Here is a 20,000-nt window from a genome sequence, read left to right as displayed (position 1 = left end):
CGGCGCGCCCGCGTAGCGTGGACGGCACGGGCCGATAGGCGCGGAAGCGACAAGAGGGGCAGCGACATGGCAGGAACGAAGGACAGGAAAGACGCGACGACGGGGACCTCCGCGGTGCTCTTCGACATCGACGGGACCCTCGCCGACACGAACTTCCTCCACGTCGAGGCGTGGTCGCGCGCCTTCTGGCAGGCCGACCTCGTCGTGCCCGCCTGGCGCATCCAACGAGCGATCGGCGCAGACTCGTCGGAGCTGCTCGACATGCTCCTCGAGGACGACGTGAAGGAGGAGCAGCGCGCACTGGTGAAGTCGCTGCACACCAAGAACTACGCCGAGACGACAGCACGCATCGTTCCACTCCCGGGAGCTCGCGAGCTCGTCGCGACGCTCGTCGGTCGAGGCGTCCACGTCGTCCTTGCCACCTCGGCACCGCAGAACGAGCTGGACGTGCTTCTCGACGTCCTCGACTTCGGCGGCTCCGTCCACGCTGTCACCAGCGGCGCAGACGTCTCGACCGCCAAGCCAGCACCCGACCTGATCTCGATCGCGCTCGACCGCGCGGGCGTCTCCGTCGACCGCGCCGTCATGGTCGGCGACGCGACCTGGGACGTCCTGGCCGCCGAGCGCGCGGGCCTGGCAACGGTCGGAGTCCTCTCCGGCGGTACCTCGGAGCACGAACTCCGCGAGGCCGGGGCCGTCGCCGTCTACGAGGACGCGGCGGCCGTCCTGACCGGTCTCGGTGAAGGGCCCCTCGCGAGCCTCCTGAACTGACCGACCGCCACCCCAGGAGGCTCACGAGCCTCAGTCGCGGGGTCGCCGTCGCAGCACGAGGAGCGTCACTCCGATGGCGGCGGCGACCGCGGCGAGAGCGCCGCCGATCCACAGGACGTCCCCGAGGAGTGCGGGGTCCGATCCGGACGTCGCCTGCGCTTCGTCGGCTGACTCGGCATGTCCTCCTGAGACCGCGACGGTGCCGTTGCAGTCCGGGACCGAGTCCGACCCGTCGGCGAGCGCGGTCCCGTCGGACGGCGCCCAGTCGAACGCGTACTGGCCCGACACGGGGTGCCCGTCGGTGGACACGACCTGCCAGGTCACCTCGTACTCCCCCGCCGCGCCGAGCTCGAGCGGCATCGACGCTTCCGGCCCGACGACGCTGACGCAGCCGTCGCCGTAGTAGAGCCCGTCCGGCCCGACGACGCGCAGAGCCGCCGCCGTTCCGTCCGTCCCGAGGACGAGCAGGTCGTCGTTCGTCGTCAGCACCAGCGTTCCCGGCTGCTCCGTCACGGTCGAGTCCGCAGCGGGAGTCGTCGAGACGAGGTAGTTGTGCGCGCTGGCGGGCGCCGCCACCGCGATCGAGCCGAGCAGCCCGATCGCGGTAGCGGCAACGAGGGCCTTCCGACGGGTCACGCCGACGCCCGGGGTCCGCGGCGGCGGGAGGCGAGCCCGACGGCCACGCCGACCGCGCCGACGACGAGCCCGCCGACTCCGAGGATGCGGGCGAGCACGTCGTCGCCGCTCGTGGCCGTCGTCGCCGAGGCGGTGGTCGCGACCGCGTCGTCACCGTCGCCGTCGTCGTCGTGTCCGCCCCCGTGGCCGGACCCCGCTACCGCCGCGGTCACCGCGACGGTGGGAGCGGGCAGCTCGGGCTCGTCCTGGCCGTCGACGGTCGGCTGGTCCCAGGCGGTGCTGCCGGTCTCGCACGTCTGCAGCACGGGGAACTCCAGCGTGGAGCCCGCCGCGTCCTCGGGGAGCTGCAGCTGGAGGGCGACGGTGTCGCGGTAGCCGTCGGCGAGGGGCGTCTTCGCCGTGTAGACCACGTCCGAGACCCGCTTGGTCGCGGTGTTCCCGTGGGAGTCGGTGACCGGGTCGGCGATCGCGACCTCGTTCTTCACGACGTCCCAGTTCGGGTTGATCGTCGGGCTGACCGAGTTGATGCCGTCGGGCATCGTGATCGTGAGTCCCGTCGTCGGCGAGCCCTCGCAGCCGTGGGCCAGCGAGAACGTCACCACCGTGTACGAGCCGGCGGCGGTGCTGCTCGCCGCCGCGGTCACGTGGGCGCTGGCCGCCGTGGGCGCGGCGACAGCGAGCGCGATCGATCCGGCGGCGACGAGTGCGCCGCTGCCGACGAGGCGGAGCCGCGAGAAGGAAGAAGAAGAAGAAGAACGGGTCATGACGGTCGTGTCCTCGGGGGAGATCCGGCGCGGGGCCGGGAGTTCTGGACGCAGCGCGGGTCCGCGGTGCGTGCGGGGCGCCGACCGGAGCCGCTCCCGCACGGGAGGGGCGTCAGGCGGCGCGGAGGACCCGCAGCGGCGGCCCGCGGTGCCGGAGGATCGAGAGGACCGCGTCGAGGGATCGGGGCGCCCGCGGCTCGGGGGTGCCCGTCATCGAGACGCCGGGTGCCGACGGGAGCGCGACCGCGGACGCGCGGGCGACGATCCGTACGACGACGCGGTGGAGGCCTGCTCCCAGCGTCCAGAAGAGGCGCTCGCCGTACCTTAACGACGCGATCGTGAAGGCAGCCGCAGCGAGGTGGGCGACGAGCATCACCGGCGCGTGAGCCGCGTGTCCGCCTCCGCCGGCGATCAGCTCGATGGTCGACCCGTCGTGGAAGTGCGCGCCGGTGCCCGTCGTCCCGACCACGCTCACCTCCCCACCACTGCCCGTGATGAGGAAGAGGCCGTGGTACGCGATCTGGCTGAGGAGCACGGAGAGCGTCAGCCGGGGAAGGGACAGACGGCGCCCCGAGAGGAGGACGCAGACGACGACGGCGAACGCCGCGGCGAGGGCGAGCACGGCAGGAGCGGGGGTCTCGGCGCCCGCGAGCGTGTGGGAGGCGGCGGCCGTGGCGGTCGCTGCGAGAGCGGCGGCGACGCCGCGAGCCACTCGTGCACCTCGGGTCTGCACTCGCCCGTCCTCTCGTCGCGTCGACGCGTGCGCGCGACGTCTCCAGGGTAATCGACGCGGCGGAGCAGCTCCCCGCCGTCCCGGTTCCCTGCCGTTACGAAGCCGTTACCTAGATCACCGAAAGAAATCCAAACCCCCGCAGGGAGGGCTCCGAACACATGTCAACGGCCGCGAAACGGTCCACACAGAACAGGTCCTCCGCATCACGTGGGGGCCGTCTCACGAAGGAGTAATCCCATGCGATCCACCAAGCGTTCCGCCCTCGCCGCATTCGCCCTGCTGGGCACCGCCGCCCTCGGCCTCACCGCCTGCTCGAGCGGAAGCGGCTCGACCACCGCCGCCAGCGACGCGGCGACCGAGATGTCGACCCCGATGGCCACCTCGTCGGCTTCCGCCTCCTCGACCCCCATGGCGACCATGGACCCGGCCGCGAACCTCGTCGGTCCCGGCTGTGCCGCGTACGCCGAGCAGGTCCCGGACGGCGCCGGCTCGGTCGAGGGTATGTCGCTCGACCCCGTTGCGACCGCCGCGTCGAACAACCCGCTGCTCACCACCCTGACCGCTGCGGTCTCCGGTGGCCTCAACCCCGACGTCAACCTCGTCGACACGCTGAACAGCGGCGAGTTCACCGTCTTCGCCCCGGTCGACGACGCGTTCGCCAAGCTCGACGCCGCGACCGTCGACTCCCTCAAGACCCCCGAGGGCGCCGCCACTCTGTCCTCGATCCTGACCTACCACGTCGTCCCCGGCCAGATCGCCCCTGACGCGATCGCCGGCGACCACGCCACCGTCCAGGGTGGCAACCTCACCGTCACCGGTTCCGGCGACGACCTGAAGGTCAACGACGCGTCCGTCATCTGCGGTGGCGTCCAGACCGCCAACGCGACCGTCTACCTCATCGACACCGTGCTGACCCCCCCGGCCAGCTGATTCCCCTCACCGGCTCCGGCCGGTGAACACGCCGAAGGGCGGGCACCGCGAGGTGTCCGCCCTTCGGCGTTCGTGCGTGCAGAAGCCCTCCGCGAAGCCGGACACTGCAGAGTCGTCCGGCACAGAGTCGTCCAGCACAGAGCCGCGCAACGCAGAGCTGTCCGAACGGGAAGCCGCACAGCGAGGAGCCCTGCGCAGCGCGGAGTCGGAGGGTCACCACGACCCGGCACTCGCCGTCACTCCGCACCACAGCACTCACCACGAACGACACGAGGCGCGGACCCCGATGCAGGGGGTCCGCGCCTCGTCGTAGTGCGGTCGGCAGCTACTCGGCCGGGGCGCTGATCTCGCGCAGGACGCGGTCGCCGGGGCGGGCCTCGATCATCTCGGCCTCGATCTCGGCACGGTCGAGCAGCTCCTCCATGCGGCGGCGGCGGTTGCGCGTGATGAGCGTCACGACCGTGCCCGTCTTGCCCGCGCGGCCGGTGCGGCCGGAGCGGTGGAGGTACGTCTTGTACTCGTCGGGAGCGTCCGCCTGGATCACCAGGTCGATGTCGTCGACGTGGATGCCGCGCGCGGCCACATCGGTCGCGACCAGCACGTCGACGCGTCCACTGGTGAGCAGCGCGAGGTTGCGGGTGCGGCGCGACTGGTTGAGGTCGCCGTGGAGGCTCGTCGCGGGGATGTCCGCGTGGTCGAGCTGCTCCGCGAGCTGCTCCGCGAACGCGCGGGTCCGGGCGAAGATCAGCGTCTTGCCCTGGCGGGCGGCGAGCTGCTCGATGATCTCGGCCTTGTCGCGGTGCTCGATCAGGAGCACGCGGTGGTCGATGGTCGAGGACGCCTGGTCCTCGCCGGCGACCTCGTGGACGCTCGGCTCGACCAGGAACTCGTCGACGAGCGTCGCGACGCCCTTGTCGAGCGTGGCCGAGAACAGCAGCCGCTGGCCGCCGTCGGCGGTCTGACGGAGGATGCGCTGCACCGGCTCGAGGAAGCCGAGGTCGCACATGTGGTCGGCCTCGTCGAGCACCGTGATGGTGATGTTCGAGAGGTCGAGGCGGCCCTGCTCGACGAGGTCCTCGAGTCGGCCCGGCGTCGCGATGACGATGTCGACTCCGCGCTGGAGGGCTCCGACCTGCTTGTACTGGGGGACGCCGCCGTAGATGGTCGTCGTGAACAGGCCGACGGAGCGGGCGATCGGCTGGATGGTCCGGTCGATCTGCATGGCGAGCTCGCGGGTCGGCGCGAGGATGAGCGCGCGCGGAGCCCGGCCCGGCTTGCGGCCCTTCGCTCCGTTGTTCTCCATCAGGCGCTCTACGACGGGGGCGCCGAAGGCGATGGTCTTGCCGGAGCCGGTCTTGCCGCGTCCGAGGACGTCCTTGCCGGCGAGCACCTCGGGGATGGTCGCGGCCTGGATCGGGAACGGCGCGGCCGCTCCGAGCTCGGTCAGCATCCGGACGATGTTCCCTCCCAGGCCGAGGTCGCCGAAGGTGACGCCCTCGACGTCGACGGCGAGCGTGGCCGTCGCCTCGAGGCGCTCGAGCACGACGTCGTCGGCCTGGTGCGGCGCACGGGCGTCGCGGCTGGGGTAGAAGTCCGAGCCGGAGTCGCGGCGCGAGGGCCGGGAGTCGCGGTCGAACGAGCGGGTCGGGCGGTCGCCGCGGTCGTGGCCGCGCGAGGGACGCGCGTCCCGGTCGAAGGAGCGGGCCGGGCGGTCGCTGCGGTCGAACGAGCGGGCGGGACGCTCGGTGCGGTCGTAGCCGCGCGAGGGGCGCTCGTCGCGGTCGCCGGTGCGGGCCGGACGGTCGTCGCGCCCGTAGGAACGCGCCGGACGATCGTCGCGATCGTTCGAGCGGGCCGGACGCGCATCGCGGTCGAAGGAACGGGCCGGGCGGTCGCTCCGGTCGAAGGAACGCGCCGGACGCTCATCGCGCCCGTAGGAACGCGCAGGACGCTCATCGCGCCCGTAGGAACGCGCCGGACGGTCGTCGCGATCGTTCGAGCGGGCCGGGCGTGCGTCGCGGTCGTACCCGCGGGCCGGACGCTCGTCACGGTCGTTCGAGCGGGCCGGACGCGCGTCGCGGTCGTAGCCGCGCGAGGGCCGCTCGTCGCGGTCGTACCCGCGGGCGGGCCGATCGGCGCGCTCGGTGGCTCGCTCGGCGCGCTCGTCGGCGTTCCAGCGCGCCTTCTTGGGGGCGTTCTCGTCGACGGCGCGGAAGCCGCGGTGGCCCTCGCTGCGCGAGCCCGGCTTGGCGCCGGGGAAGCGCGAGCGGCCGCCGAGCTGGGACTTGCCGCTCGAGGCGCCGAAGCGGTTGGGCTCGAAGTTCTTGGCCGGACGTCCACCGGCAGGCTTCTTGTTCTTGGGCATGGCAGTTCTTCCTGGGTTCAGGTCGTGCGCGAGGAGGCGACGCCGGAGGAGCCCCGTCGTGAGGGGCGTCCGTGCGCTGGACTGCTGCTGGGCAGCAGGGGGAGAACCCGGGCGAGTCATTGACCGGGGCCGATTCACACATGTGATTCGTCTCACGACGACTGTCGGAGACTCGGCCCACTTGACTAACAAACCCATCCGCACGAGAACGCACGGTGTCAAGAGCCGACCGAGCGAGTCTACACGCGGCCCCGGAGCCTGGCTAGGGCGGGGAGACGTGCGGCCAGGAGCCGCTCAGGTCGGGAGCCGCGAAGCCCGGGAGTCGTGCACCTCCGCAACCGGTCCCCCGCGGAGTCGCCCCGCATACAGCCCCCCGGCCCCGAGCCGCAGCACGATCGACGCGCGCCCGCGCGCAACGACCGCCCGTCCGCTACTGCGACGCCCGCCGGGCCCGGTACGCGGCCACGTTCGCGCGATTACCGCAGTTGCCCGTGTCGCAGTAGCGCTTCGAGCGGTTGCGGGAGAAGTCCACGAGCACCGCCTCGCAGTCCTCCGCCGCGCAGACGCGGATCCGCTCGCGCTCGTCGCCGCGGATCACGTCGACGAACGCCATGGCGGCCTCGACCAGGATGCGGGTGGCGAGCGGGCTCTCGTCGCGCGTCGCGTGGAGGTGCCAGCCGTAGGGTCCGTGCCGGACCAGCTGCGGGAGCGCGCGGCCGGAGTCGAGCATCCCGTTGACGACGGGGACGAGGTCCTCCTCGGCCCGCGTGAGCCAGAGTGTGCGGAGGGAGGAGCGAATCGCCCGCACGGCCTCCAGCTCCTCGGCCGATCCGTCGCGGCTGCCCGTGTACCGGTTCTCGAGGAGGAAGTCGTCCAGCTGCTCGATCGTCGCCATCTCGTCCTCGCCGGACGGCGACAGCTCGGGGAGCGTGTTGACGAGGGTGGCGGTGGAGGTGAGCGACGCCTCGACGTCATAGGCGAACACCATGTTGACTCCTGACAGTGCGGCTCAGTAGTGTGCGATCAGCTCGCTGTCACGAGTGTAATCCTTTTGACTCCTGAAGGAGCCGGCCATGACCGCCGAGAGCACTGCTGCCGTCACCCTCCCCGCCGCGAGCGCGCCCGCGCCTGCACGGCGCCTCGGCTCCGGCCTCGTCGCGGCGCTGGCCGCGTCGGCGGCGTTCGGTCTGGGCGGGCCGTTCGTGAAGCCGCTCCTCGAGGCGGGCTGGACGCCGGCGTCCGCGGTCCTCTGGCGCGCGGGCGGCGCCGCCCTGATCCTCGCGATCCCGGCGGTCCTGTCCCTCCGCGGCCGTTGGCCCGTGCTCCGCCGCAACCTCGGCACGATCGCCCTCTACGGAGTCTTCGCCGTGATCGCCGCGCAGCTCTGCTTCTACAGCGCGATCGAGCACATGTCGGTCGGCGTCGCCCTGCTGATCGAGTACCTCGCGCCGGTGTTCCTCGTCCTCCTCGCCTGGGCGCGCACGCGCCGGCACCCCGGCCGCTTCACCCTCGCCGGCTCCGCGCTCGCGCTCGGCGGCCTGGTGCTCGTGCTCGACCTGTCCGGCGAGTCGACCCCCGAGCTGGTCGGCATCGCCTGGGCGCTGACCGCCTCGCTCGGCCTGTGCGTCTACTACGTCATCGCCGGCCGGGTGGATCCGGAGCTGCCGCCGATCGCGCTCACGGCGGGGGCGATGACGGTCGGCGCCGCGATCCTGCTGGCACTCGGGGCGCTCCGCGTCACACCGCTGCGCGCGACCTTCGGAGAGGTGGTGTTCGTCGGAGCGGAGGTCAGCTGGCTCCTCCCCGCGGGCGTGATCCTCGGCATGTCGACGGTGCTGGCGTATCTGCTCGGGATCGAGGGCGGACGCCGTCTCGGCACGCGGATCGCCTCCTTCGTCGGCCTGACGGAGGTGCTGTTCTCGATCGCGGCCGCGTGGCTGATCCTCGGCGAGCTGCCCGCGCCGATCCAGTTCGGCGGCGGCGCGCTGATCCTCGCGGGGGTCGTCCTGGTCCGGCTGCAGCGCGAGCCCGGCACCCCCTGATCGCGGGGGTGCCGCATCCGGGGCGCCGGGCACCCCGTACGCTGATCGCACTCATGCGCGAGCCCACCCGATCCCCGCGACGCGTCGCCGCGGTCCTGGCCGCCCTCGCACTCCTCCTCTCGGGCTGCGCGAGCACCACTCCCGTCTCGGAGCCGGTGGCGCAGGCGCTCGGAGCGGCACCCGCACCCGACTGGTCCGGCGTGAGCGTGACGGCCGACGTCGTCTACGACGCGAGCACCGGGCAGAGCGCCGACGTCTGCTCCTCCCCTGCCCCGTCGGCGGAGCCGCGGCCCGCCGTCCTCGTCGTGCACGGCGGCAGCTGGGCCCGTGGAGGCAAGGCCGACGCGAACTGGCGTCCGATCTGCCAGTGGCTCGGATCGGAGGGGTTCGTCGCCGTCTCGGTCGACTACCGCCTCGCGCCCGCCGCCGTGTTCCCCGCGCAGCTCGACGATGTGACGGCCGCCCTCGACTGGCTGCTCGAGCCGGAGCAGACCGCGCGCTTCGGCATCGATCCGGAGCGGGTGGCGGCCTTCGGCGGCTCGGCCGGCGGCAACCTCGCCTCTCTGCTCGGCACGCTGCCGTCGACCTCGTCGCGCCTGGCCGCCGTGGTCGACCTGAGCGGCCCCTCCGATCTCAGCGCCGCCGGCCTCGCCGACGACGACCCGGTGGTCGGAGTCGCGGCCGCCGTGCGCAGCTACCTCGACTGCGCGGACCTCGCCTCCTGCCCCGCTGCGACCGCCGCCTCGCCCCTCGCGCAGGTGGACGGCTCCGAGCCGCCGTTCCTCATCGCGCACGCGGCGCACGAACGGGTCGCGCTCAGCCAGTCGGCCCGCTTCGCCGAGGCGCTGCGCTCAGCGGGCTCGAGGGTCGACCTCCTCGTCCTCCCCGGCTCGCTGCACTCGATCGCGCTCCTCGACGACGCTCTGCGTGCTCGAGTCGTCGAGTTCCTCCGCGCCCACCTGGGCTCGTGAGCGGAGTCGTCGTCCGCCTCGAGGACGCAGCCGGAGCGGAGGGCCTCCTCGCCGCGGTCCCACCCCCGCACGCCCGCGTCCTGATCGCCCGGATCCACGGGGCGGCGGCCGGCGTGCTGGTGCTCGCTCCCGGCCCGGACGACTTCGCCGAGGTGCTGGAGCTCGTGGTCGCCTCCGTCCACCGGCGCACGGGAGTCGCCCGACGGCTCGTCGCGGCGGCGGAGTCGTGGGCGCGGGTGCAGCGGATCCGCACGCTGCGCCTGGCCGCCGCTCCGGAGCTCGCCCCAGCGGCCGGGGCGCTCGGCTTCACGGCGATCGACGGCTTCGGAGCCCACGTCGGCGACGACGCGGTGCTCTGCTTCGCGCGTCCGGTCTGAGCAGCGCCCGCTCCGAGGCGAGCCTGGTCCGAGGAGCCCGGCCCGAGGGCCCGTCCGGTCGGAGGCCGACACGGCAGGACGCCCGTTCCGATCCGAGTGCCGCTCCCGGGAGGCGGCCCCGCCCTCGTCCGGCGCGCACCCCCGCCGTCAGTCGATCGAGCAGCCCGGCTCGTCCGACAGCGCACGCTCGATCCGCGCGCGGTGCTCGTCCGACATCGGCGGCAGCGCGTCGGGCGCGAACCAGCCGACCTCGGTCGACTCGTCGTCCGCGACGTGGGCCTCCCCCGAGATCCAGCGGCAGCGCACCACGTGGTCGAGGTACTGCGAGCGGTCTCCGTTGGGGTACTGCATCGGCGGGAGGGTGTGCACCTGCACGAGGCGCTCGACCTCGATCTCGACACCCGCCTCCTCCTGCGCCTCGCGGCGGGCGGTCCCGGCGACGGTCTCGCCCGGGTCGATGATCCCGGTGACGGCCGTCCAGGCGCCGGTGTCGGCGCGCCGGACGAGCAGGACCTCGAGCGCCGGCTCCTCGCGGAGGATCACCGCGGTCACGCCGGTGAGCCAGAGCAGCTCGGTCCCGATCCGCTCGCGCAGTCGCAGCACGAAGTCGGGAGTCGCCATCAGTGCTCTTCGGGTCGGAAGTCGAACGCGACGATGCCGGCCGTGTCGACGAACGGCCCGACGAACTCCTTGAACGCGTCGTGCGCCGGATCACAGTGCGCGGGGTCCTCGACGGCCGGCCGGCCCAGGTAGTAGTGCAGGTCGCCCTCGGAGGAGAAGGTCAGCAGGAACGCGCGGTCGAAGCCCTCGCCCGCGCCCTCGATGCTCAGCTGCGGCCCGGTCTCGATCGACTCGATGTAGGGCCGTCCGTCGCGGACGCACTCGTCGGCCAGGGCGAGGAAGCGGCGGGTGACCTCGTCCGCCTCGGCGACCAGCGCCGTCGGGCGGAAGCGGATCAGGACGAGGTGCCGGAGCGTGCCCGGGCGGAAGTCGCGGGCCACGAAGCGCTCCGGACCGATCTCGTCGAGGACCGCGGTGGCGCGCTCCGGGCCGCTGCGCCAGCGCGAGCCGACCGTCTCGGCCGCATCCCTGATGTCCGTCATGCCGACGCCTTCCCGGCGCGGGCGGCACGCCGCCGCTCACGATACCCCTCGACAAGGTTGTAGACGACGGGCAGGACCACGAGGGTCAGCACCGTCGAGGACACCAGGCCGCCGATCACGACGATCGCCAGCGGCTGCGAGATGAAGCCGCCGTGGCCCGTGATCCCCAGCGCCATCGGCAGGAGGGCGAAGATCGTCGCGAGGGCGGTCATCAGGATGGGCCGGAGCCGCCGCTCGGTGCCGTGCAGCAGCGCCTCCCGCACCGGCATCCCGCGATCGCGGTACTGGTTCACCAGGTCCACGAGCACGATCGCGTTGGTGACGACGATGCCGATCAGCATCAGCACGCCGATCAGGGACGGCACGCCCAGCGGCACGCCGGTGATCACCTGCAGGAGGATCGCGCCGGTCGCCGCGAACGGCACGGACACGAGCAGGAGCAGCGGCTGCAGGAGCGAGCGGAACGTCGCCACCATCACGACGTAGACGATCAGGATCGCGACCAGCAGCGCGATGCCCAGCTGCGAGAACGCGTCGGCCTGGTCGGCGGTCACTCCGCCGAGGGAGGCGTCGACACCGGCCGGAAGCGCCGTCGCGTCGATCGCGTTCTGCACGGCGACGTTGGCCGAGGCGAGGTCGTCGCCCTCCGGGGTGACGGTGATGGTCGCGGTGCGCTGCCCGCGCTCGGTGGTGACGCTCGCCGGACCGTCCGTCTGCTCGACCGCCGCGAGGGTGGAGAGCGCAACGGTGCCGGTGAGGGTCGGCACCTCGAGGTTCCGCAGCTCGTCCACGGTGGCCGGCGGCTGCCCGTCGGCCAGGTAGATCGAGAGGGTGCGGTCGTCGATCACGACGCTGCCGACCTGGCTGGGCTGGAGCGCCTGGCTGACGATCGTGCCCACGGCGACCTCGCTGAGACCCGCCCGGGCCGCGGCGTCGCGGTCGACCCGCACCGCGATGTAGGGCAGCGAGGAGGAGAGGTTGCTCTCGGCCTGGCTGATCCCGTCGGTCCCGCGCAGGGCCTCGAGGAGCTGGTCGCTCGCGCTCTGGAGGTCGCTCTGCGAGGCGGTCGAGAGGTCGACCTCGATGTCCGAGGAGGCGCCGAAGCCGGAGGAGGCGGCGACGCTGATGTCCTCGGCCGAGGCGACGCCCGACAGCGCGTCGCGGACGTCCGCCTGCACGGCCTGCTGGTCGGCCGACTCGTCGGTGGTGACGGAGTAGCGGATCGAGGTGCCGCCGCCGCCTCCCCCGCCGAACGCGCTCTGCAGGCCGCCGGAGGAGCCGACGGTGAGCTGGACGGTCTCGACGCCGTCGACGCCGAGGATCGCCGTGCTCGCCTGCTGCGCCGTCGCGTCCTGCGCGTCGAGGCTCTGGCCGACGGGGACCGTCTGGGTGACGGTGAAGGTGTCCTGCCCGCTGGAGCCGAGGAAGTTCGTCTTCATCAGCGGGTACAGCGCACCGGTCCCGACGAGCACGAGCAGCGCCAGGAGGACGGTGACGACCGAGTGCTTCAGCGTCCAGTGGATGATCGGGCCGTAGACCGACTGCAGCCCGCGCGCCCGGCGGCGAGCGGCGTGGGCGCCGTGGTGCGGGGCCTCCTCGACCGGCGCGGCGGTGTCGGCCGGGACGCCCGAGGCGGGTGCCCCTCCGGCCGCCGCGCGCTCCTCCGCGAGCGCCGCCTGCGCGGCCTGGCGCACCGCCGGCCGCTTCGAGGGGCGGAGGAACCAGTAGGCGAGCACCGGCACGATCGTCAGCGCCACCACGAGGGAGGCGAGCAGGGCGATCGACACGGTCAGCGCGAAGGGCCGGAACAGCTCGCCCGTGGTGCCGCCGACGAACGAGATCGGCAGGAAGACCGCGACCGTGGTGATCGTGGAGGCGGTGATCGCGCCGGCGACCTCGCGGACGGCGACCGCGATGGTCCGGGCCCGGTCCTCGCCCGCGTCGAGGTGCCGCTTGATGTTCTCGATCACGACGATGGAGTCGTCGACCACACGCCCGATCGCGATGGTGAGCGCGCCGAGGGTCAGGATGTTGAGGGTGTAGCCGGCCGTCTGCAGGCCGATGAAGGTGATCAGCACCGAGGTCGGGATCGAGATGGCCGTGACCAGGGTCGAGCGCACCGACAGCAGGAACAGCAGGATCACCAGCACGGCGAAGACGAGGCCGAGCGCCCCCTCCTGCGCGAGCGACGCGATCGACTCCTGGATGTAGGGCGCCTGGTCGAAGACCGGGGTGAAGGCGGCGTTGTCGCCGATCGACTCCTCGAGGTCCGGGAGCAGCGCGGCCACGCCGGTCGACACGTCGACGGTGTTCGCGGCCGGGAGCTTGGTGATCGAGAGGGTCAGGGCGGGCTGGCCGTTGACGCGCGAGATCGAGGTGACGGGGGCGTCGGTGACGGCGACGGTCGCGACGGAGCCGAGGGTGGTGACCGTCGGCTCTGCGGTCACGGCCGCGCCTCCCGCCGCTGCTCCGGCGTCGGAGCCGCCCGCCGAAGCGCCGGAGCCCGCGGAGGCACCCGCGCCCGCTGACGCACCGGCGCCGCCCGCACCCGCGGAGGCACCTGCGGACGGCAGCAGCGGCAGCGCCGCGATCGCGTCGGTCGAGTCGAGCTTGACGCCCGACTGCACCGAGAAGGTCGACCCGTCCTGGGTGATCTGTCCGCCCGCGACGAGCACGCCGTTCTGCTGCAGGGCCGAGCGGATGTCGCCGGTCGAGAGGCCGGCCGCGGCGAGCGCCGCGTCGTCGGGAGTGATCGTGACGCGCTGGGCGGTCTCGCCGACGAGCGCCGCCTCGCGCACGCCCTCGACCTTCTCCAGGTCCGGGATGACCGTGGTGCGCAGGCGCTCGGCCAGCGCGTCCGCGTCGCCGTCGCTCGACACGGCGAGCTGCAGCACCGGCAGGTCGTCGAGGGAGCCGGTGACCACCTGCGGGTCGACGCCGTCCGGGAGCGTGCTCTTGATCCGGTTGATCGCCTGCAGGATCTTCTGCTCGGCGGTGGCGAGGTCGGTGCCGTAGGTGAAGGACGCCGAGATGAGGGAGGAGTCCGTGGAGGACGTCGCGCTGGTCGTCTCGAGCCCCGGCACCCCCTGGATGGCGGTCTCGATCGGCGTCGAGACGTCGTCGTTGACCACCTCCGGAGCGGCGCCCGGGTAGGACGTGACGACAGCGAGCTGCGGGAAGGAGATCGACGGCGCGAGCTCCTGCTTGAGCCCGGTCAGGGCGACTCCGCCGAAGACGGCGATGACGACGGTGACGAGCGCGATGAGCGCCCGGTTCTTCATGCTGAGGACCGCGAGGAGATGCACCCTCCGAGTCTTCCATCAGCCGACTGAGTGTTGGGAGGGACGCGGCGTTCCGGGGCGCGCGACGGGGCGACCCGCGCCACCGGCCGGCCCGGACGCCCTCAGCCCAGGCGGACCTCCGCCGTCGACGACCCGACAGGGAGGCTCACTACAGCGCCCGCCCCCGCGCTCGAGAGCGCGAAGTCCCCGGCGAAGGCCCGGACTCCGACGCGCCCCTCGGCGTCCGTCCGGAGCACCGTCGGCTCGAGCCACCAGTCCCCGCGGATCCGCGAGCGCAGCGCCTCGTAGGCCGGCTTCGGGCTCCCGTCGCGGCGGAGGAACCCGCCCGGCGCTCCGAGCCAGGCGCCGGCGTCGTCGAAGCCCCAGTAGGTGATCGCCTCGACCGCCGGATGCGCGACCAGCGTCTCGTAGTGCCGCACCATCTCGTCCGCCTGCCGCGCCTCCCCCTCCGGAGTGGTCGGCCAGTGCTCGACCACGTGGTCGTTGAGGTCCTCGATCTCGGCGGGCATCAGCTCGCCCGAGACGAGGGTGGTCTCGGTCCAGTGCAGCGGCAGGCCGAAGCGCGCGAACCTGTCGCAGATCGCCGTGATCTGCTCCTCCCCGCGGAACCCCTGGTGCATGTGCGACTGCAGGCCGATCGCATCGGGCCGGATCCCGGCCTCGAGCACGTCCTCGATCAGCCGCTCGTACTCGGGCCCGAGGTCGAAGTCGTTCAGCACGAGCACCGGTCCGGTGCCGAGGCTGCGCGCCTCCGAGAAGGCCAGCTCGACCATGCCGACGCGTCCCTTCTCGCGGGCGAGGCGGGTGACGGCGTTCGTCACGCCGTCCGGCTCGTTCGCGAAGCGCGGCATGATGACGACCTCGTTGATCGCGTCCCAGGTGTCGATCAGCCCGGCGAAGGCGCCCACCTCCCGGCGGATGCGCGCGCGGAGGAGCTGCTCGGCCTCGTCCAGCGGCAGCGCGTCGAGCCACTCCGGCTTCACGTAGTGCCAGACCAGCGGGTGCCCCTTCAGCCGGACGCCGTCCGCGGCGAGCGCGCGCGCCTCGGCGAGCACCTCCTCCGTCGCGGTGCGGCCGCGCTCCGGCTCGAAGCGGCCCCAGTAGACGGGGAGCGTCGCTGTGTCGAACAGGTCGAGCCAGAGCCGGCGCTCCTCGGCGCGCGCGGGGTCGGTGCTCGGAGGGGTGCAGCCGAAGGCGAAGGCGTGGCGGCGCTGCTCGACCGTCACGTCGGCGTGGGCGAGCGGAGCGCCGTCGGCACCGAGGACGGTGACGAGGGCGTCGGCGAGACGGGGGCTGAAGTCGGTCATGCGGGGCCTCTCAAACGGGGTGGCGCTCGTCGAGCGCCGTGTACTCGGATCGGGTGAGCGGGAGGACCGCTCCGTGCTTGGTGTCCTCGGGCAGGTCGAACTCCTCCGCGAGCTCCCAGCGGCCCGAGGCCGGATCGGTGCTCGTGTAGGCGCGGTAGCCGTAGGGGCGGAGGGCGTACTGGTCGACCCAGAGCGACCAGCGCTCCTCGCGGTGGTGCCGGAAGACCAGCGGCCCCTCGATGCTCGGGCCGAGCTCCTGCCCGATCCCCCGGGCGACGGTGGCGAAGTCGTCCGCGAGGAGGGAGGAGCCGACCTGCTGGAACACCTGCATCGTGTCGGGGGCCTCGTCGTGCTGCTTGGCGAAGCGGTGGACGGCCGTGCGCTCGATCAGCAGCGTCATGTCGATCACTCCGCCGGGCAGCCGCAGGTAGGTCTCGGGCTCGGTGAACGTGCGGAAGTCGCGCGTGCGGGACATCAGGATGCGGCTGTCGCCCGTCTCGCCGGTGGCGGGGTCGCCGTCCTCGGCCAGGCCGGAGGACCAGTGCACGAGGAAGTCGCCCGAGACCGGGTCGTAGACCGACTCCGGCGCCCAGGCCATGCCCGCGCCCTCGGGAGCGACGGCGACCGCTCGCGGCTCGGACCACTCGAGGATGTCCGGGGAGTCCCAGACCACGAGGTCGCGGCTCCCCCGGTGCCGGTAGAGGTCCCAGTCCGGGCCCTCGGGCCGCCAGACGCGGAGGTCGGTGGCGACGAGGTGGAAGCCCCGCGGCCCGCGGACGATGTGGGGGTCGCGGACGCCGCCCGTGCCGCCGGTCCACTCCAGCACCGGCCCGAGCGCGCGCCAGCGCAGCGGATCGTCGCCCCGGCTGAGCGAGAGGAAGATCTTCTCGCTGTGGCCGGTCCGGTCCTCCACGAAGTGGACCAGCAGGTAGCCGTACCCGTCGCTCATGAGAGAACGATCTCACACGCCCGACGGGCACTCCACCTCAGACCACGTCGGCGAGGTACCCCGGGTCGGCCGCCGGGTGCCGGGCGACCTGCGCCCACGCCGTCGCGAGCGCCTCCACGGCCCGGTCGGTCGCCTCGGGCGAGTAGCCGATCGGGATGCGGAGGAAGCGCTCGAAGGCGCCGTCGATCCCGAAGCGCGGGCCCGCGGTGATCAGCAGGCCCGCCGTCCGGGCGGCGAGCGCCAGCTGCGAGCTCGCCGGCCGGCCCAGGCCCACCCAGGTGGAGAGGCCGCCCGAGACCCGCGGCACGCTCCACTCCGGGATCGCGCGCGCCAGGGCCGCCTCGAGGTGGTCGCGGCCCGCGCGCAGCTGCGAGCGCCGCAGCTCCAGCACGCCGTCCATCCGGCCGAGCATGTCCGCGACCAGGAGCTGCTCCAGGATCGGCGTGCCGAGGTCGCTCGCCGAGCGCGCCAGCGCCAGCTTGCGGATCACCGCTCGCTCGGCGCGGATCCAGCCGATCCGGATGCCGCCCCACAGCGTCTTGCCGACGGAGCCGATCGAGAGCACCGTCCCCTCGGGCCCGTAGGCGGCGAACGGCAGCGGCGTCATCCGCCGGTCGATGTCGAGCTCGGCCGTCGTCTCGTCGGCGATGATCAGGGTCCCCTGCCGGGCCGCGGCGGCGATCGCCCGCTCCCGCAGCTCGGGGGCCATGGAGCGGCCGGTCGGGTTGTGGAAGTCGGGCATCAGGTAGGCCAGGCTCGGGCTCGTGCCGCGCAGCGCGGCGATCAGGCCCTCTCCGTCCCAGCCGTCCGCCCCGTCGACGTTCACCGGCACGAGCCGCGCGCCGGCCAGCCGGAGGGCCTCGTAGGCGTGCGGGTAGGTCGGGGCCTCGATCAGCGCCCGGTCGCCCCGCGCGAGCAGGGTGCGGGCGACGAGCGCGATCGCGTGCTGCGCGCCGATGGTCACCATGATCTGGCCGGGCTCGGTGCGCAGACCCCGCGCGGCGTAGCGCTCGGCGATCGCGCGGCGCAGCACCGGCAGACCGACCGTGTCGTAGGAGCCGGAGTCGAAGTGCTCGGGGGCCGCCTGCGCCGCGCGGGTGTACGCCTCGGCCAGCTCGGGGACGGCGGGCAGGGCCGCCTTGGTGAAGTCGAGGAAGTCCGGCGCGAGCGAGGGCACCACGTGCACGGCCGCTCCCGGCAGGCGGGTGACGCTGCCGGAGCCGCGCACGCTGACGAGGTAGCCGCTGTCGCGCAGCTCGCGGTACGCGGCGGCCACGGTCGTGCGGCTGACGCCGAGGCGGGCCGAGAGCTCGCGCTCGGCGGGAAGGCGGCTGCCCGCGGGGATGCGGCCGTCGATCCCGAGGAGGCGGATCCGATCGGCCAGCGCGAGGTAGGCGGGCCGGGTGCCGCGCTGCTCGCGCCAGTCGCCGAGGAGGGTCTGCAGGGCGCGCGCGCCGAAGTGGACATCAGCCATGCGTCCAAGGTAGCCGGATTGGACCGCGCGAAGAAGGCCAATGTCGCGCTGTGATGAGTCCATGACGCTCACCGCTCCCGTCGCCGCCGCCGCTCCCCCGGCTGGCCAGTGGCGCCTCCGACCCGTGCCGCGCCTGCTGGTGGGCCTGATCCTCTACGGATTCGCCGACGCGATGATGATCCGCGCGGCGATCGGCGTGGACCCGTGGACCGTCTTCGCCCAGGGGGTCGCGCACCAGACCGGGCTCGGGATCGGACTGCTCACGAACGTGATCGGCCTGCTCGTCCTGCTGCTGTGGATCCCCCTCCGACAGCGGCCCGGTCTCGGCACCGTGCTGAACGTGCTCGTGGTCGGCACGATGATCGATGTCGGGCTGCGCGTGCTGGCGACGCCGGACGAGTGGTGGGCCCGCGGCCTGCTCTTCGCCGGAGGCCTCGTGCTTCTGGCGGTCGCGAGCGGGATCTACATCGGCGCCCACCTCGGTCCGGGGCCCCGCGACGGACTGATGCTGGGCCTGCACACCCGCACGGGCCTGCCGATCTGGGTGGCGCGCTCGGGCGTCGAGCTCACGGTGCTGCTCATCGGCTGGGCCCTCGGCGGCGACGCCGGCCTCGGCACCCTCCTCTTCGCGGTGCTGATCGGGCCGCTCTGCTCGGTGACCCTGCCTCTGCTCGGGGTGCGGAGGCACTGACCCGCGGACGACGGAGGCCCCGCCTCCCGGACCGGTTCCGGGAGGCGGGGCCGTCGTGATCGGATCGGCTAGCGCTTGGCCGCGATCTCCGCACGCATCCGCGACGCCTCATCGGAGTCCTGGATCGAGGCGATCCCCTCGGTGATCGAGGTGCCCGACGCGGGGGCCTCGTGCTCGTCCGCTCCGAGCGTGGTCTCGTCGAAGGGCGAGCGCCCGCCGAGGACCTCGCGGACCTGCACCATGTCGATCTGCTTGGTCCAGGTGCCCACGAGAAGGGTGGCGACCGCGTTGCCGGTGAAGTTGGTGACCGCGCGGGCCTCGGACATGAAGCGGTCGATGCCGACGATCACGCCGACGCCGTTGACCAGGTCGGGACGGAAGGACTGGAGGCCGCCGGCCAGCGTGGCCAGGCCCGCTCCGGTGACGCCCGCGGCGCCCTTCGAGGCGATCATCATGAAGAGGAGGAGGCCGATCTGCTCCGGGATCGACATCGGCGCTCCGGTGGCCGAGGCGATGAACAGCGACGCCATCGTGAGGTAGATCGCCGTGCCGTCGAGGTTGAAGGAGTAGCCGGTGGGCACGGTGATGCCGACGACGGGCTTGGAGACGCCGAGGTGCTCCATCTTCGCGATCAGGCGGGGCAGCGCCGCCTCCGAGGAGGAGGTGCCGACGATCAGCAGGTACTCGCGGGCCAGGTACTTCATCAGCGAGAAGATGCTGACGCCGGTCACCAGGCGCAGCAGCAGGCCGAGGACGACGACCACGAAGATCGCGCAGGTGATGTAGAAGCCGATCATCAGGGTGGCGAGAGCGACGACCGCTCCCCAGCCGGTCTTGCCGACGACCGCGGCGATGGCGCCGAACGCGCCGATCGGGGCGACCCAGAGCACCATCGAGAGGATGCGGAAGACCAGGACCTGGAGCTGCTTGATCGCTCCGAGGATCGGCTGGCCCTTGGCGCCCATCTTCTGCAGCGCGAAGCCGACGAGCAGCGCGACGAAGAGGGTCTGCAGGATGCTGCCGTCCACGAGCGAGGAGAACAGCGAGACGGGGATGATCCCGAGGACGAAGTCGCTGGTGCTCTCGGCCTTGAGGTCGCTGGTGTCGTAGGTGGCGCTCGAGATGTCGAGGCCCTCGCCCGGGTGCAGGATGTTGCCGACGACGAGGCCGATCGCCAGGGCGAAGGTCGACATCACGATGAAGTAGCCCAGCGCGAGTCCGCCGACCTTGCCGACCGTGGCGGCCTTCGCGATGGAGCCGATGCCGATGACGATGGTGCAGAAGATGATCGGCGCGATCATCATCTTGATCAGTCCGACGAAGGCCTTGCCGACGGGCTCGAGCGTCGCCGCGAAGGCGGGAGCGACGAGTCCGACCACGACGCCGGCGACCACGGCGATGATGACGGCGATGTAGAGCCAGTGGTTCCGGTCGATGCGCCGCCGGGTCTTCGGAGGGGTGACCGCGGGGATCAACCGGTCGGACGGCGTCTGAGGCGTCTTCGCCATGGGGGTGTCCTTCTCTTCGTCGAGGTGAGGGGGTAGGACGATGGTGGCCCCGCCTCCGGAGCCCGGCACGGTTGCGT

General features: G+C 72.8%; 18 protein-coding genes. 6 read left to right on the top strand and 12 right to left on the bottom strand.

From position 1 onward, the window contains the following. Window positions 1-66 precede the first annotated feature (66 nt). Window positions 67-771, top strand: coding sequence for an HAD family hydrolase (locus C5C46_RS07120; protein ID WP_104226181.1), 705 nt, complete (start codon window positions 67-69; stop codon window positions 769-771). Window positions 772-801: 30 nt separating this feature from the next. Here C5C46_RS07120 and C5C46_RS07115 read toward each other — a convergent pair whose 3' ends face one another. The 3 genes from C5C46_RS07115 to C5C46_RS07105 form a co-directional block, all read right to left on the bottom strand. After that, window positions 802-1,407: a copper resistance CopC family protein gene (locus C5C46_RS07115; protein ID WP_104226180.1), complete on the bottom strand. Its 606-nt coding sequence runs from the start codon at window positions 1,405-1,407 to the stop codon at window positions 802-804. Next, the gene (locus tag C5C46_RS07110) at window positions 1,404-2,171 is read right to left on the bottom strand and encodes a YcnI family protein (RefSeq protein ID WP_104226179.1); all 768 of its coding nucleotides are present in this window, start codon (window positions 2,169-2,171) and stop codon (window positions 1,404-1,406) included. Before C5C46_RS07110 ends, C5C46_RS07115 begins: the two co-directional genes overlap by 4 nt. Window positions 2,172-2,283: 112 nt before the next feature. Beyond that, entirely contained in the window at window positions 2,284-2,904 is a 621-nt protein-coding gene (locus C5C46_RS07105; protein WP_146078947.1) for a hypothetical protein, read from the bottom strand. Window positions 2,905-3,141: 237 nt separating this feature from the next. On the opposite strand from C5C46_RS07105, the gene C5C46_RS07100 reads away from it, so the two are divergent. Then, complete coding sequence (locus C5C46_RS07100; protein ID WP_104223824.1) at window positions 3,142-3,834, top strand: fasciclin domain-containing protein; 693 nt, start codon at window positions 3,142-3,144, stop codon at window positions 3,832-3,834. Between the two features lie 325 nt (window positions 3,835-4,159). Here C5C46_RS07100 and C5C46_RS07095 read toward each other — a convergent pair whose 3' ends face one another. Both C5C46_RS07095 and C5C46_RS07090 read right to left on the bottom strand, forming a co-directional pair. Further along, window positions 4,160-6,199, bottom strand: coding sequence for a DEAD/DEAH box helicase (locus C5C46_RS07095; RefSeq protein WP_104226177.1), 2,040 nt, complete (start codon window positions 6,197-6,199; stop codon window positions 4,160-4,162). A 430-nt stretch (window positions 6,200-6,629) separates the two neighbouring features. After that, window positions 6,630-7,187, bottom strand: coding sequence for a CGNR zinc finger domain-containing protein (locus C5C46_RS07090; RefSeq protein ID WP_104226176.1), 558 nt, complete (start codon window positions 7,185-7,187; stop codon window positions 6,630-6,632). A gap of 85 nt (window positions 7,188-7,272) precedes the next feature. Here C5C46_RS07090 and C5C46_RS07085 point away from each other — a divergent pair, with 85 nt between their 5' ends. From C5C46_RS07085 to C5C46_RS07075, 3 genes are read left to right on the top strand one after another with little or no spacing between them, the layout of a single operon-like run. Continuing rightward, the gene (locus C5C46_RS07085; protein WP_104226175.1) at window positions 7,273-8,241 is read left to right on the top strand and encodes a DMT family transporter; all 969 of its coding nucleotides are present in this window, start codon (window positions 7,273-7,275) and stop codon (window positions 8,239-8,241) included. 53 nt (window positions 8,242-8,294) lie between these two features. Further along, the gene (locus C5C46_RS07080; RefSeq protein WP_104226174.1) at window positions 8,295-9,212 is read left to right on the top strand and encodes an alpha/beta hydrolase; all 918 of its coding nucleotides are present in this window, start codon (window positions 8,295-8,297) and stop codon (window positions 9,210-9,212) included. After that, window positions 9,209-9,589: a GNAT family N-acetyltransferase gene (locus C5C46_RS07075; protein WP_104226173.1), complete on the top strand. Its 381-nt coding sequence runs from the start codon at window positions 9,209-9,211 to the stop codon at window positions 9,587-9,589. The genes C5C46_RS07080 and C5C46_RS07075 overlap by 4 nt, the downstream gene beginning before the upstream one ends. A 147-nt stretch (window positions 9,590-9,736) precedes the next feature. On the opposite strand, the gene C5C46_RS07070 is transcribed toward C5C46_RS07075, so the two are convergent. From C5C46_RS07070 to C5C46_RS07045, 6 genes are all read right to left on the bottom strand, one after another. Further along, on the bottom strand, window positions 9,737-10,210 hold the full coding sequence (locus tag C5C46_RS07070) for an NUDIX domain-containing protein (RefSeq protein ID WP_104226172.1): 474 nt from the start codon (window positions 10,208-10,210) through the stop codon (window positions 9,737-9,739). Further along, on the bottom strand, window positions 10,210-10,692 hold the full coding sequence (locus C5C46_RS07065) for a Dabb family protein (protein ID WP_104226171.1): 483 nt from the start codon (window positions 10,690-10,692) through the stop codon (window positions 10,210-10,212). Before C5C46_RS07065 ends, C5C46_RS07070 begins: the two co-directional genes overlap by 1 nt. Continuing rightward, window positions 10,689-13,997, bottom strand: coding sequence for an efflux RND transporter permease subunit (locus tag C5C46_RS07060; protein ID WP_104226170.1), 3,309 nt, complete (start codon window positions 13,995-13,997; stop codon window positions 10,689-10,691). Before C5C46_RS07060 ends, C5C46_RS07065 begins: the two co-directional genes overlap by 4 nt. Window positions 13,998-14,095: 98 nt before the next feature. Then, window positions 14,096-15,301 (bottom strand): endo-1,4-beta-xylanase, encoded by a 1,206-nt coding sequence (locus tag C5C46_RS07055; RefSeq protein ID WP_104226169.1) that lies wholly within the window; start codon window positions 15,299-15,301, stop codon window positions 14,096-14,098. Between the two features lie 10 nt (window positions 15,302-15,311). Further along, window positions 15,312-16,250: a glycoside hydrolase family 43 protein gene (locus C5C46_RS07050; RefSeq protein ID WP_104226168.1), complete on the bottom strand. Its 939-nt coding sequence runs from the start codon at window positions 16,248-16,250 to the stop codon at window positions 15,312-15,314. Between the two features lie 37 nt (window positions 16,251-16,287). Then, a complete protein-coding gene (locus tag C5C46_RS07045) occupies window positions 16,288-17,724 on the bottom strand; it encodes a PLP-dependent aminotransferase family protein (protein WP_104226167.1) in 1,437 nt (478 codons plus the stop codon). Between the two features lie 61 nt (window positions 17,725-17,785). Between C5C46_RS07045 and C5C46_RS07040 the strand changes: the two genes are divergently transcribed. Further along, on the top strand, window positions 17,786-18,415 hold the full coding sequence (locus tag C5C46_RS07040; protein ID WP_374952930.1) for a YitT family protein: 630 nt from the start codon (window positions 17,786-17,788) through the stop codon (window positions 18,413-18,415). Between the two features lie 68 nt (window positions 18,416-18,483). Here C5C46_RS07040 and C5C46_RS07035 read toward each other — a convergent pair whose 3' ends face one another. Further along, complete coding sequence (locus C5C46_RS07035; protein WP_104223811.1) at window positions 18,484-19,923, bottom strand: cation:dicarboxylate symporter family transporter; 1,440 nt, start codon at window positions 19,921-19,923, stop codon at window positions 18,484-18,486. Window positions 19,924-20,000: the final 77 nt, after the last annotated feature.

This window comes from Rathayibacter sp. AY1E6, assembly GCF_002931115.1.
GTDB lineage: Bacteria > Actinomycetota > Actinomycetes > Actinomycetales > Microbacteriaceae > Rathayibacter.
Note: the sequence above shows the minus strand (reverse complement) of the source record. Positions and strands in the feature narration are given on the sequence as shown.